At 62.0% G+C, this 13,151-nt stretch carries 17 protein-coding genes; 13 read left to right on the forward strand and 4 right to left on the reverse strand.

What is annotated here, in order from left to right; genetic code table 11:
• The first annotated feature begins 1 nt into the window (after position 1).
• The 5 genes from FIU88_RS08250 to FIU88_RS08270 all read left to right on the forward strand — a co-directional run bounded on the left by FIU88_RS08250 (position 2) and on the right by FIU88_RS08270 (position 2,643).
• Entirely contained in the window at positions 2-409 is a 408-nt protein-coding gene (locus tag FIU88_RS08250; RefSeq protein WP_152478868.1) for a hypothetical protein, read from the forward strand.
• Entirely contained in the window at positions 406-822 is a 417-nt protein-coding gene (locus FIU88_RS08255) for a phage tail terminator-like protein (protein WP_152478869.1), read from the forward strand. Before FIU88_RS08250 ends, FIU88_RS08255 begins: the two co-directional genes overlap by 4 nt.
• 73 nt (positions 823-895) lie before the next feature.
• Positions 896-1,831 (forward strand): phage tail tube protein, encoded by a 936-nt coding sequence (locus tag FIU88_RS08260; RefSeq protein ID WP_152478870.1) that lies wholly within the window; start codon positions 896-898, stop codon positions 1,829-1,831.
• Between the two features lie 9 nt (positions 1,832-1,840).
• Positions 1,841-2,377, forward strand: a complete 537-nt coding sequence (locus FIU88_RS08265) for a hypothetical protein (protein ID WP_152478871.1) — start codon at positions 1,841-1,843, stop codon at positions 2,375-2,377.
• 41 nt (positions 2,378-2,418) lie between these two features.
• Entirely contained in the window at positions 2,419-2,643 is a 225-nt protein-coding gene (locus FIU88_RS08270; protein WP_152478872.1) for a hypothetical protein, read from the forward strand.
• A 100-nt stretch (positions 2,644-2,743) separates the two neighbouring features.
• On the opposite strand, the gene FIU88_RS08275 is transcribed toward FIU88_RS08270, so the two are convergent.
• The 4 genes from FIU88_RS08275 to FIU88_RS08290 all read right to left on the reverse strand — a co-directional run bounded on the left by FIU88_RS08275 (position 2,744) and on the right by FIU88_RS08290 (position 5,098).
• Positions 2,744-3,514 carry a hypothetical protein gene (locus FIU88_RS08275; protein WP_216647306.1) on the reverse strand — a complete coding sequence of 257 codons (771 nt, stop codon included), beginning with the start codon at positions 3,512-3,514 and terminating at the stop codon, positions 2,744-2,746.
• A gap of 96 nt (positions 3,515-3,610) precedes the next feature.
• On the reverse strand, positions 3,611-4,081 hold the full coding sequence (locus FIU88_RS08280) for a hypothetical protein (RefSeq protein ID WP_152478873.1): 471 nt from the start codon (positions 4,079-4,081) through the stop codon (positions 3,611-3,613).
• On the reverse strand, positions 4,078-4,833 hold the full coding sequence (locus FIU88_RS08285; protein ID WP_172977685.1) for a phage regulatory protein/antirepressor Ant: 756 nt from the start codon (positions 4,831-4,833) through the stop codon (positions 4,078-4,080). Before FIU88_RS08285 ends, FIU88_RS08280 begins: the two co-directional genes overlap by 4 nt.
• A 76-nt stretch (positions 4,834-4,909) precedes the next feature.
• Entirely contained in the window at positions 4,910-5,098 is a 189-nt protein-coding gene (locus FIU88_RS08290) for a hypothetical protein (protein ID WP_152478875.1), read from the reverse strand.
• Between the two features lie 153 nt (positions 5,099-5,251).
• Here FIU88_RS08290 and FIU88_RS08295 point away from each other — a divergent pair, with 153 nt between their 5' ends.
• From FIU88_RS08295 to FIU88_RS08325, 8 genes are all read left to right on the forward strand, one after another.
• Positions 5,252-5,815, forward strand: a complete 564-nt coding sequence (locus tag FIU88_RS08295) for a hypothetical protein (RefSeq protein ID WP_152478876.1) — start codon at positions 5,252-5,254, stop codon at positions 5,813-5,815.
• A gap of 13 nt (positions 5,816-5,828) precedes the next feature.
• Positions 5,829-5,987: a hypothetical protein gene (locus tag FIU88_RS19155; protein ID WP_172977686.1), complete on the forward strand. Its 159-nt coding sequence runs from the start codon at positions 5,829-5,831 to the stop codon at positions 5,985-5,987.
• A 155-nt stretch (positions 5,988-6,142) separates the two neighbouring features.
• Complete coding sequence (locus FIU88_RS08300; RefSeq protein ID WP_152478877.1) at positions 6,143-6,688, forward strand: hypothetical protein; 546 nt, start codon at positions 6,143-6,145, stop codon at positions 6,686-6,688.
• 8 nt (positions 6,689-6,696) lie between these two features.
• On the forward strand, positions 6,697-7,134 hold the full coding sequence (locus FIU88_RS08305) for a type II toxin-antitoxin system YafO family toxin (protein WP_152478878.1): 438 nt from the start codon (positions 6,697-6,699) through the stop codon (positions 7,132-7,134).
• A gap of 196 nt (positions 7,135-7,330) precedes the next feature.
• Entirely contained in the window at positions 7,331-8,056 is a 726-nt protein-coding gene (locus FIU88_RS08310) for a hypothetical protein (protein WP_152478879.1), read from the forward strand.
• Positions 8,056-8,580, forward strand: coding sequence for a PIN domain-containing protein (locus FIU88_RS08315; RefSeq protein ID WP_172977687.1), 525 nt, complete (start codon positions 8,056-8,058; stop codon positions 8,578-8,580). The genes FIU88_RS08310 and FIU88_RS08315 overlap by 1 nt, the downstream gene beginning before the upstream one ends.
• A 22-nt stretch (positions 8,581-8,602) precedes the next feature.
• On the forward strand, positions 8,603-9,034 hold the full coding sequence (locus tag FIU88_RS08320; RefSeq protein ID WP_152478881.1) for a hypothetical protein: 432 nt from the start codon (positions 8,603-8,605) through the stop codon (positions 9,032-9,034).
• Between the two features lie 97 nt (positions 9,035-9,131).
• The gene (locus tag FIU88_RS08325; protein WP_152478882.1) at positions 9,132-13,151 is read left to right on the forward strand and encodes a phage tail length tape measure family protein; all 4,020 of its coding nucleotides are present in this window, start codon (positions 9,132-9,134) and stop codon (positions 13,149-13,151) included.

Below are 13,151 nucleotides of genomic sequence, written 5' to 3' on the forward strand. Positions count from 1 at the left end.
AATGGCCAAGAAAGGCTGGACCTTCCGCCCCACCGAGTTCATGCACCAGGTGGAGGAAGATCTCGTGGAGATGCAGAAGGAGATGGTCCTATACGCACTCACCCGAGTCATCTTCGAGTCGCCGGTCGATAGCGGCGCGTACAGGGCCAACAATCGCATTTCTGTGGGGTCGCCTGATTACAGCAGCGATCCTAGTGCCGGCAACCCGAACATCCCGAAGGGCGCCATGGATCAAGAGACCTACAATCGCGAGGCTCAGAAAATCGTCGCGCTGGGGCCTTATTCCGTCGCGTATGTCCAGAACAATATCATCTACGGCACCGCCATCGAGCACGGGCACTCAGGTCAGGCGGCCCAGGGCGTCTACGGCATCGTGTCCAATGACCTACGGCAGAGGTACGGATCATGAACTTTGACGCCATCCGGCAAGTGGTCGAGATGCGGCTGGCCGCCTGGCAGGTAAGCGGTGTGTTGCCGACGGCGCCAGTCGCCTATGACGGCGTGCCGAATGGGCCGACGCTCCAGGATGCCATCGACAACAAGCAGGCCTGGATCAGGCTTACCGTACTCAACGGCGATGGCTTTACTTCTGAGGTGGGCTCCGCCCCCCGGGCTCGAAGGCCAGGCATCATCTCCTGCCAGATATTCACGCCTGAGCGCCAAGGTACCGCCGAGGCCTACCGTCTCGCCGACTCTCTCTCGGAACAGATCCAATACTGGAGCGATGGAAACCTGGAGACCCTGGCGGCGTCGGCCACGAGGGTTGGCCCATCCGATGGATGGTTTCAGGTGAACCTGAGCGTCCCCTTCACAGCGCACTAGCGCAGTATCAAGCACTAACAAGCCTTGGCGCCCGCCAGGGCTTTTTTCATGCCCGACCGAGAGGTAAAACCCAATGGCTGAGTCCAACATGTACCGCCTGGCCATGCGCCTCGCCGGCTCCACTGATCCGTGGCAGATCCTGCGCCGTACCGATGGCGGCCCCGGCATCACCACCAACCTGACCAACCCCAACGAGGTCGATCCCGACGGCCAGGACAGCTCCATGCTGCTGACCTCTATCGACGTCGGCGGCGACGTGTCGATCGCGTTCTCGGCGATCACCTACGACATGATCATCCGCAACGTAATGGGCACCGACTGGCTGGTGGACGGCAGCGACTCGACGCTGAGCACGATCATCATCGGTCGCAATACGCCCAAGCTGGAGTTTCTGGTCACCTATCAGGACGTCGGCGCCGCGGGCAAGAGCTACGTCATCAAGGACGCCAACATCTCTCAGATGCAGCTGTCGATCTCCGCCGGCGACATCCTCACCGGCTCATTCTCCATCGTGGGCGAGGGGTACGAGGCCGACTACGACGCCAGCGGCGATACCTTCACCGACGAGACGGCCACCAAGCCGCTCAACTGCGCCCAGGACATCAACCAGCTGACGCTCCAGGGCGAAGCGCTGATCGACGTCTGCGTGAACACCATGGACGTCACAATCAACCGCAACTACCAGGGTGATCCCTGCGTCGGCGAGTTGGTGGCCAACCAGTTCAAGGGTACTGCCACGGTCAGCGGGAACATCTCCCTGGCGCTCACCGAGGCCACTTTCGGCCTCCTGCAGCAGTCCATCAACGAGGAGGAGTTCACCGTCACGCTGGACATGACTGACGGCGCAGACGGCAACCAGTACCTGTTCGAGATGTTCCGCTGCAAGCTCGGCGTCGAGATGCCGTCCGGCGGCCGCGACGCTGTGCTCCGGCCTGCGGTCTCATACACCGCGCTGAAAGACTCGGTGGAAGGAACGTCCATCAAGATCTCCCGCACTCTGCCCGCCTAAGGAGGGGACATGGCGCTTTCCTTGAAAGGTCGCTCCGGCGACATGAACGAATCCCGCTGGTTCCAGTACGACGACGACACCGAGGTGCTGGTCGCCCGCTGGGACAACCCCAAGTACACCGTGGGTCTTCAGCGCTTCCGCACGGTCTACCAGGAGAAGCGGAACCGACTGCTGAAGGAGGCCGAAGCCGACGGCCGCCTGCGCTTCACCGACGACATGGCCGAGGTAGACGACGACGAGCAGACCGAGGTTGAGGCGCAGTCAGCCCTGATGGCTCGCCACATCCTGCTTGACATGCGCACCCCGGGGCGTGATGACGGCAAGGTGATGATCGATGGCGAGCCTTGTGACTACACCATCGACCTCGGTGAGACGCTGCTGGAGATGAACGTCGAGCTGTTCGTGTGGGTCATTCAGAAGGCTCAGGAGCTCCAGCGAGACGCCTTCTCTCTGGCTGAGGGCGCTGAAAAAAAGCCGTCGAAGAGCTCCGCTGGCAAATCGAGTGGGGGTCGCAAGAAAAGTACGATGCCATCTCGAAGTTCATAAGCGTCGAGGCGACGCGCCCCGAGCTCGACGGGCTGAGCGCCATGCTGATGGATGCGTTCAGCCTGATCGCCCGGGGTCGCCGGTACATTGCCGGCATGGACGGCGCGGCGAAACAGCCGCTGTCGCTGCACGAGATCAATCCCTACCTGGACCGCTTCGAGCCGCCGATCCCTGAGCGCGAGTTCATTCGCGCGGTGATCCGGATGGACAACGTGGTGATGGAGGGAGAGGCAAACAAGCAGGCCCCGCGCAAGGCGGGGCGCTGATCAGTCTAGGAGGGTGTCGAGAAGGCTCTCGAGCGCGTCGCCAAGGGCATCCACGGCGGCGCGGAAAAGCTCGCTTAGGGTTTGCATGGCGGGCTCCTGGCTAACCAATCAGATTCCAGATGATGGCGCTTCGCCCATCACCGCACTTGTCACCATTGTCGAGGACATACTGGTAGACCTCTCTCGCCTCGGCTCGATCTTTAGGGGTAATGGAGGCGAGAAGACCGACCAGGAAGTCCTCTCTGGCGCAGACTTCGCTATGGTGTTCGTACATCCATTCGCATGCGTGTCTCATTGCATACAACTTGTCCCAGTAGCGGAGCTCGTGCAGGCATTCGCTCAGAGAGCTTGGCACCATGCTTCGGCGGGCAGAAAAGCGCTCGGTTACCTCTTCGCCTTCGAAGAGGCCGATCCAGCCCGGCTCCAGCCCGGCCAAGGCCTCGATGCAGAAGTTCTCAGCAGGCGTCTCATGCATCAGATCGTCACCAAATCGACTGGCAGCCTCTATCTGGAGGTTGCGTCGCTTGATGGCCTTCTCTGCCATGCTGTCGAGGTCGGCGAACCCGATGGAGGCGAAGCTGGCGAACGGGTTGCCTGGGTTTGCACGGTTCAGGTATTGGGTATAACGCTTCTCCAGATCCTTGAGCGGCGTCTTGATGAACTTCGCCGCTTCCTTAGCGCGCTCTATGGCGGCAGGCTCGCCGCTCTGAATGACCTTGTGCAGCCACAGCACGGCGTCGACCTCCTTGTCGCCGGTGACCACTTCCTCGGCGGGCTTTTCGTAGGCGGAAGGCAGGCTCTCCGCGCTCTCTCGCAGGGGCGGCAGGGTGAACATCTCGCGATGAGCGGCGCTCTCAGTAACGTCAGTCATATCGGGCTCCAGGCGCAGGGGTGCCGCACAACCCCTAATGGGGGATGTGCAATAGTTCGAGAGCAAGAGCCCCGGCCGCAGCCGGGGCGGGGTGGGTCACGCTGCCAGGGCAGCTTCGAGGGCAGTTCCTGAGTAGGCTTGCAGCTCCTCGCGAGCCGAGGAGATCCAGTGCAGGCACTCGAACAGGGCGACGCCGATCTGCTGCAGCGGCTTCTCGTCGCTATCCAGATACAGCGACTCGACGACCAGCAGAGCGCCCCGAGTGGCATCCAGGTGCAGACTCACGTAGCTATCGAGCAGGTCACCAGGCGACATCGCGTGGATGCCCTCGCCGGTGGTGGCCATGACATCGGTGATGAGGTCCGCACTGGGCGACGCGGGCTGGCCGTGGATGCGCCGGGCAGCGAATCGCGCGCCCTCGGTGCACAGCCAGAGCTGCCGCACGGCGATGTCGAGAATGGGGCGATGGTCCTCATCCAGCAGGGAGCGGGTGCACTGCAGGAGGCGCGTGGTGGCATCAACGCGCGTGGCGATGCCAGAGATGGCGCGAGTGGTTGGAGAGATCATGCGGCAGCCTCCTGATCGAAAACCACGGCAAGTTTGGCCAACCCCTTCGGAGTCACGCGCACCTGCTCGCACAAACGCTCAGAGCCGTCATCCAGGGTGATGGTCGTGGTCTTGTGGGTCAGGACCTGCTGCTTGCGCCGCTCCTCATAGGCGACCCAGTTCTTGTTGCCGACGCGGCGATAGATCCACCGGTTGGCGTGCAGCCAAGCGATCAGGCGTTTGCGCTGGACCTGGAGGTGTTTGGAGGCATCTGTGAGGCACAGCGACCCCTCGGCATTGGAGATGCGATCATAGGCATCTACCTTCGGCGCCTGCTCGCTGACGGTGGACTCCAGCTCCAACACCCGCTCGGAGTAGCCCAGCAGTACTTCGCGCAGGGTCGCAGGATCGTTGAGGGCCTTCATGGGGTCGGGCTTCGCGGCCTTCTCCTCCAGCTCGCGCAGGCGGCGAATGACCTTCATGCGCAGTGCGGCGCTATAGCCAGTAACGAGGCACTCAGCATGCTCTCGGTCGAGATGAAAAGCCTTGGTTTGGCCGTTGTCGCTGCGTAGCTCCTCAAAAACTCCTTTAATATCAGAGCCATCCAAATTTGGATAGGCTCCGTAGAGCTGCTTCAGCATGGCGCGGACATCACGGATCACATGCATGTGCTTCTTTCCGGTGGTCTCCGCAATCTCCACGCTTGACATGGAGACGGCCGGTGATGTCTGACCTTGGACGTTGCTATGGACCATAGTGGTGCTATCATTCATTGTGTTCGTTCCTTTTGTGAGAGATTGGTGCGATACCCCCGAAGCCCTGGCGACCCCCATCGCCGGGGCTTCCTCGTTATTGCCCCTCGTGGGGCTGCGGGACTGTGTTCCCATGCTCCTTCCTCCATGCGATGCCTTGATCAATCAGCAGCAGCACCTCCTGGGTGAAGCTGCGGCGGGCTGATTTTGCCCATTCGTCGATCTGCTCTCCTCGGCTGCGCTCGATGCGAGTGTTGAAGTGCTTCTTGCGGGCTTCGGTGGCCATGGGCCTCTCCTGTTTGATGGATTGCTTATTCAGTCTAAGAGGCATATTTACGCCTTGCAAGCATTTTGCGGCACACGCGCTCAATAGGTGCATGTTGACGCCTTGGCGGCAATGATAAAAACTTGACGAGACTCGCTTTTTTTGGAGCCTCGCATGGCGGAAAAAAAATCAGGGGCTAGGACGTCGAACAGCGTCAACGTCTCGCTCAGGCTGGATCCGAAGACCAAATACCTGATCGACCTGCTGGCCAGGGATCAGAAGCGCACGATCACAGGCGTGATCGAGTGGGCGCTTGAGCGCGCGGCAGATCAGGAGCGCTTTGACGTCTCGTCGGGCTATGACGGGCCGTCATTCCGCGACATGCTGGACGTGCTGTGGTCTACGGACGAAGCGATGCGCTTGGTGGCCTTAGCCTTCAACAAGCCATCTCTCCTCGACTATGATGAGATGCGGATATGGGAGACGATCAAGGCGTCCCCTGACCTGTGGCGAATCCCCAACCCGACCGTCATGAATAGGCTCGAGCTCATCCATCTGAACGTCGAGATGGTTCAGGCATACTGGGAGCCGATCATCGACCATGTGGCACGGCATAAGCACGCATCTGCGATCCGCCCGTTTAAGCTGACTGAGCACGGCGTCAGTGAGGGGGATGTAAAGAAGATGAAGACGACCCCACCAAGTCTGGAAGAATTCGACGACGAGATCCCGTTCTAGCCGGAGCGCCGCAATGACCCGACGCACTCGCCTCACCATCCCTCGCCGCCAGCCTGGCGAGGTCGCCAAGGCGCGACCCTGCCCTGGCGATCCTCAAGCCCAGCTGGAGAAGGCCCGCCAGATCTCGATGGCCCGCTACGAGGGCGCCTGCCGCAAGCTGGTTAGGGTGTGAGGGTGGCGCCTAGCACACTAAAGCTGCCTTGAACAATACCGATGGCTGGAGTAAGCTGCGCGTCCTCGCCCGGTGGGGCGAATCGCATCACTTTCCTATCGTGCTAGTCTAATGGCGTGAAGTGCCTTTTCAGACTTGTTGCGGAGGCATCTGCTATGAACACTGTGAACCTCAAATCGTCCATTGGCTTCGCCATCAGCATGTTCGGCGCGCTGTCGTCCGGCGTCGGCATGGCGTCTGTTGAGGCTACCCACTACGCGGTTCATCAGGTGCCGACAGCTCATAAGCAAGAAAGCCGCCGCTCTGAGCGCGCTCACATCATGGGCGAGATCGTGCGCGCAAACCGTCGTGCTCGTCATCTGGCGCAGATCTTCCAGAACGAGTGCGTCCGGCTCTCCCAGATGCCTGACGATGCCGTCGTTGACCCGGAGGCCTACCAAGGGCTCGTGGACGCCCTCCGCGATCAAGAGGTCATGCTTAAGCGCATCATTGAGATTGTGGGGCGCGATGAAGCCGAAGACATGGGCATCATGGAGCTGCGCCGCTACACCGCCCGGGCGCGCTCTGCCGCATCAAATGCGACCCTCCTTGCGAAGCAGACCGTCAACAAGCCTCGAGTGGTCGAGGGTGTCGCCAGCGGAGAAGGCATGAAGGCCCTGGCTGACCGCTTCGATGACGAGCTGTCCGATCGCTTTTCATAAGGGGCGTTATGGCGAACGTCCACTTCCATCCAGAAAGTGAATACCTGTTTGATGAAGTGGATGCTCAGCACCCTGGGTTGAAGCAGGCGCTCAGAGACGACTTCAAGGCCTACGTAGAATCTGACTTCGACGACCGCCCTGCGCGCTTCGGCAAATTCGACCTCTATACGCAGCCTCCATGGATCAGAAGCTTGGAGGTTTGGCATATCCATATCTGCATGCCGCCGAGATCAGGCTTCCCTAGCCACCTCGAACAGCGACGTATGGTGTGCCGGAGGGATGAGCCTGATCGCGACGCTGCGCTCGTGTATGTGCAGGGGCTAATCGAAGAAGACGAGTACTGCCTGCTGGCGATGCTCTATCCTCGCGCTCATGAAGAGGCGCGCAATGTGCGCCAGATGCTCTGGATCGGCGACATGGCGCGCGACTTCCGTAACCGGTACTGACCACTAGCCAGCCTTCCTGACCCGCCTTCGCTACGCTCGAGCAAAGCCAACGCAGGGAGGTAGCATGCCCCGGCCGCGGCCGGGGCGAAGCAGGCTCAGCTTGCGAAGGCGAGGCGAGGGCGGCAGCTCAGGGCTGTCCAGCTCTGGCCGCATCAGTTACGCTCAATAGGCATAGTCAAGCCCTGCAGGAACGATCATGGATAGCCCGGCAGACAAATACACGCTGAAGATCGAGAGGACGTCGCCTGACGCTGCGCCTATGCAGTGGGTGGCCGACTGTATCTCCGAGTTTGCCAAGATGCTGGGGTACAAGGCCGACGTTCATCTTCAGGGCATCCGTGACAACTGCATCGCGCTCGACGCGCTCGTCGATCCCAAGGGGGCCTCTGGGGTGCGGCACAACATCGCCAGCTATCGCGCTGATCGGCGCAAGGCTTTTGACAGGTTCGATGATCTGCTCCGTAAGCAAGGCACATATGCCGTGCTTTATGACCAGGATGAGCGAGTCAGGCTTGAGATTCCTGGTGCCAAGATTCCTTACGAAAAGCCCATGTCGGTTCGCCAAAGCACCACGATCAAGGGCGACCTGGAGTGGATCGGCGGCGGTGGACTGGATGAGCCAAGCATAGCCCACTTCATCGCTGGCGACGGCACTTCCTACAAGTGCCGTCTGCCAAGAGATAAGGCCAAGGAGGTCAGCGGGCAGCTCTATGAGACCTTTGTGGTCACGGGGGATGCCCACTGGACGCGGGATAAGAATGGGCATTGGTCTGTGCAGGACTACATCAGCGTGAAGGAGATCGAGCGACTTGAGGATCAAAGCCTAGACGACACGCTGATGGCTCTCCGGGGGACGATGGGCGAATGGACAGAAGTTGAAGACATTGAAGATCTGATTGCTCGCATAAGGAAAGATGCTTGATGGTGGCTCTGGATGCTAACTTTCTGATTCGCTTCATTCTTGGTTCAGACGAAGATGAAGCAAGCAGCATGGACGTGAATGTATCCAGAGCGCTCTACAATATAGAGACAAGGCGCTTTCTGATCCCAACCCCGGCTCTATCAGAGGTCATGGTCCAGATGGATCATGAGCAGATGGCCAGCTTTATCCGATACCTGCACGGCTCCAAGCACTTTATCGTGCAGCCGTTTGACCAAAGAGCTTCCATTGAAGCTGCGCTGGCTGTACGAAAGGCAAGAGACGAAGGAAACAAAAAAGCAGGATCGCAAGAACCCTGGCAGAAGGTTAAGGTCGATTATCAAATTGCCGCCATCGCCAAAGCCAACAAGGCAAGTAGGATTTATACCAGCGACTCAGATATTGACAAGGTGGCGGAGAAGTTTGGGCTTGATGTCGTCAGTTTGGACGACATAGAGCCTCTTCCATCAGAGCGCCAGATCAGCTTGGAGCTGCCGGCCGATGGTGGCTCGCCGGGACTTCACTGAGAACGAATCGCACGGAGGCATCATGAGGAAGTGGGTAGCAGCGCTGGCGGTGGTGGCCATCTCGTTGGCAGGATGCAGCAACGAAGATCACTGGGAGCGGGATGCCAAAAAAGAGATCGACCGCGAGATTGGAAGCTATCCGTCCTTGGATGAGGCGTACGTCGTCGAGAGCAGTGAGTACGCAAACTTCGTTGCAGTTTGCGGCCGGTTCACATCCAAGCAATCCGCGAGCCGGTATTACGACGAACGAAGATTTGTAGTCCTCGGCAGCACTTACAAGAACGCCCCGCTTTCCAATGTGAGCGTCCATATAGACGACGACAGTGGAAGGGCTGTCTCTCCCGATGTGATTGAGTCGGGACCAAAAAACCAGACCGAGTTCGAGCTGATCTACTGGAATCGCCACTGCGTCGACGACGATCACCCGCCTGTGGGGACGGCCTTTATCTACTAGCGCAGAAGCGCCACAATCATCCAGGCCCCGCCACTGAGCGGGGCTTTTCATTTCCAGGCTCGCCATCCGGCGGGCCTTTTTTGTGCCCGGAGGAAACATGGCCGAGTCCCGTCTCAGCATCGTCATCGACTCGCGCACGGCCGAGCAGAAGGCCAAGGACGTGCACCGCGCTCTCCAGGCGTTGGAAGACGCCGGTGTGCGCGTCACGGCCACCACTGAGTCGGTGTCCTCGGCCATGGCCGGCCAGGCTCAGCAGTCGCAGCGGCTCGTCACCAACCTGAACAGCGCTCGCGGCGCCATGGGCCGCATGCAGCAGGCTCAGGCCAGCATCAAGTCGGGGCAGAAGGGGCTGTTCCAGCCGGTGCAGGCCCAGCAGTACGCCCAGAGCGTCAACCGTGCCGCCCAAGCCACCGATGGCGCCGCCAAGAGCTATCAGCGTGCCGGCCTGAGCGCCGCACAGCTTCGCCAAGCGCAGCAGCAACTGCCCATGCAGTTCACTGACATCTTCACGTCTCTGGCATCCGGCCAGCCGGTGATGCAGGTGTTCTTGCAGCAAGGCGGGCAGCTCAAGGACATATTCGGCGGCGTCGGCCCGGCACTGCGCGGCATGGCCGGCTATGTGGCCAGCTTGATCAACCCGATGACGCTGTTGGCCGGCACCACGGCCGGCGTGGTGATCGCCTTCGAGTCCGGGCGCGATGAAGCCCAGCAGTTCAACAATACGCTGATCATGACCGGTAACCAGGCCGGCACCGCGACCGATCGGCTGATGCAGATGGCTGCCGGCATGGATAGCCTGGCGGACACGACCCAGAACCGCGCCGCAGCCGCCCTCACTGAGGTTGTGCGGTCCGGCAAGTTCACCGCCGAACAGTTCCGCACTGTCACCGAGACGGCGCTGCTGATGGAGAACGCCACCGGCCAGGCCATCGACAAAACCATCGAGCAGTTCGGCAAGATCGCAGACGATCCTGTCGACGCCGTCATCGAGTTGAACGAGGAGTATGGCTTCCTGACCGAGGAGGTCTACAACAACATCCGCGCGCTCGAAGAGAGTGGCGACACCCTGGGCGCCCAGCGCGCGGCAATGGATGCGTATGCCGATACCATGCGCGACCGGGCGTCCGATGTTGCTGGCAATCTGGGGTGGATCGAAGAAGCGGCTCGCGGCGTCGCAGGCGCTGCAAAAGAGATGTGGGATGGTCTGCTGAATATCGGCAGGGAAGACACCCTCGGCGAAGAAATCGAGCAGATCCGGGAGAACATCGCCCGGGTCACGGAGACCATTGACTCGGGCCGGTCCAGCAACACCGGCGGTGTGGAGGGTGCTCGCAGGGCGCTCCAGGCTTATGAACTACAGCTCGCCGTCAAGATCGGCCAGCTTGCCCAGGAAAGTGCTATCGCTGAGGCCCAAGGCGAGCAGAACGACCGAGTCCGCGAGCACATCGAGCTTCAGGAGCGCCAAGACCGGCTTGTCGAGGAGAACCTGACCGCCCGCCGTGAGATCGCCAAGGTCGAAGAAGACATCGCTTTCCTGCGCGAGCGCCAGGCCCAGGCCTCCAGCGACGCCGAGCGACAAGAGATCGGTGACGCCATCCAGGCCCTGCAAGAGCAGAAGCGCGGCATCGAGGAGTCCACCGACGCCTACCGCGACCAGCGGCGCGTCCAGAAAGAGGCCGAGCGCGAAGCCGAGCGCCTGATGAAGGCCTACGACCGCCAGGCCAACAGCCTCTCTCGCCAGATCGCTCTCTACGGCGAGACCGGCGAGGCGGCGAAGGTTCGCTATGACATCGAGCACGGGGCTCTGCAAAACCTCTCCGAGGCCCGCAAGCAGGAGCTTGTCCAAGAGGCCGAGGCCGTCGACAAGATCAACGAGAAGCTCGAAGCCCAGGAGGAGTACGAAAAGCGCGTCGAGTCCATCCTCGATACCTACGACAGCCAGGCCCGCAAGACGCAGGAACTCCGCCAGGCCGTCGAAACGCTGAACCGGGCCTACAAGGACCCGGAAGTCGAGATGAGTTTCGAGCAGTACCAGCGGGCGCTGGCCGGCATCCAGGAGGAGATGCGCAAGGTCGCGCTCGAATCTGACCCTCTGACCCAGGACATGGCCCGGGCCTGGGAGGAGGCCAGCAACCGCGTCGACGAGACGTTCGCCGATGCCTTCGCCGGTGCATTCGACAGCTTCGACGACTTCGCCTCGCAGCTCGAGGACGCCTTCAAGCGCCTGCTCGCCGAGCTGGCGTATCAGGCCACGCTGCGGCCGATTGTGGTCGGGTTCACCTCTGACATGCAGGGCGCGCTGGGCATTGGTGGCGGGCAGCAGGGCGGCGGCATGTTCGGCGGCCTGACCGGTGGGGGCGGCCTGGGCGGCTCCGGCAATCTGCTCTCGACCGGTCGCCAGCTCTATAACGGCGTGACCGGCGGCATCGGTAACATCGCCTGGACGGGGGCACCAACCAGCTACGGCGGTGGTTTCGCCGGCAGCGCCACGGCCGGCATGGGCACCACCAGCGCCGGCGGTAGCTACTTCGGCGGGTCCATGTCGAATTTCAGCGGCATGAATGGCCTGGCGTCGGCCGGTGCCGGCTACATCGGCACCCAGCTCGGCGGGGCGGCCTTCGGCGAGACTCAGACTGGCCAGCACCTGGGCACTGCCGGTGCGGCCATTGGCACCTACTTCGGCGGCCCGGTGGGCGCGGCGATCGGCAGCTTCATCGGCTCGTCGATCGGCTCGGCGTTTTCCGATAAGTACGCCGGGGAAGATCCGACCGGCACCCTCAAGACGGTCAACGAGTACGGCGCCGCCGGCCGCGATGGCTTCGAGCGTGAGGTGTTCGCCGATTCGGCCCTGGGCCGGGTGGGCTTCGCCCGTGAGAGCCGCGACATCGACTCCCTGTTCGGCGACCGCGACAACTTCGAGAACGCCCAGGAGTACGCCGAGCAGCTGGCCCAGATGGATAACACCATCGCCCAGCTGGCCAGCAGTGAGGCCGAGCTGGCCGCCATGCGTGAGGCCGCTGCGGATTACGGCCTGTCGAGCATGGGGGATCTGGAAGGGCGGTACGAATCGATCCTGGGCACCCTCGACGGGGCGTTCGGCCGGTTTGTCCGCGGCATCGATGGTGGCGTGGACGAGATCGTCGACACGGCCGTGCCGGCCCGGCAGGCGCTGACGCTGCTGGCCGATGGGATGGAGACCCTGAACCTCCGCTTCCGTGATGGTTCGGTGGCGTCCTACCGGGCGGCCGGCAACCTGGCCGAGCTGATGAGCGGCGTCGATGCCCTGGCGAGCGCGCAGCAGCAGTATTACCAGTCGTTCTTCACCGACGCGGAACGCTTCGGCGACCTCGAGGACGATCTGTCGAGCGCGTTTGATGATCTGGGCGTGGCCATGCCGGACACCGCCGCCGGCTTCCGCGACCTGGTCGAGGCGCAGAACCTGATGACCGAGGCCGGTCGCGAGCAGTACGCCGCGCTGCTGCAGCTGGTGCCCACCATGTCGCAGTATCTGGACGTGATGGATCAGCAGCACAGCCAGCTGCAGGACTGGATTGACTCGCTGCTGCTGTCCGACCAGTCGACGCTCGACCCCAGCGAGCGGCTGCAGGAATCGCAGTCGCAGTACGCCTCGCTGCTGGTCCAGGCCGAGAACGGCGACACCGACGCCATGGGCAGCCTGGGCAACGTGGCGCAGCAGTATCTGGCCGAGGCGGCCAGCTACTACGGCCAGGCCTCGGGCCAGTATGGATCGATCTTCGACGAGATCCTCGACGCGGCCCGCGGGCTGGGCGTGGAGATCGACGGCTCGCATGCGGCGGGTCTCGGTACGGTGCCGTTCGACGGCTACCGCGCCGAGCTTCACCGCGGCGAGACGGTGCTGCCGGCGCCGATCGCTCAGCTCTACCGCGACAGCGCCCCGGGCGGCTCGAGCGACGGTGAGATGCTGCGCACCATGCAGGCGATGCACCAAGAGATGACCCGACTGCGCAACGAGGTCCGTCAGCTGCGCGGCGAGCGTGGCGAGGATGCCGCCCGCGCCGCCAGCCAGCGCGATCAACAGCTGCGCGCCCAGGAGGGCATCGACCGCAACACCCGCACGCCGGTGACCCCCTTGTAA

It is taken from the genome of Halomonas sp. THAF12 (assembly GCF_009363675.1).
GTDB lineage: Bacteria > Pseudomonadota > Gammaproteobacteria > Pseudomonadales > Halomonadaceae > Halomonas > Halomonas smyrnensis.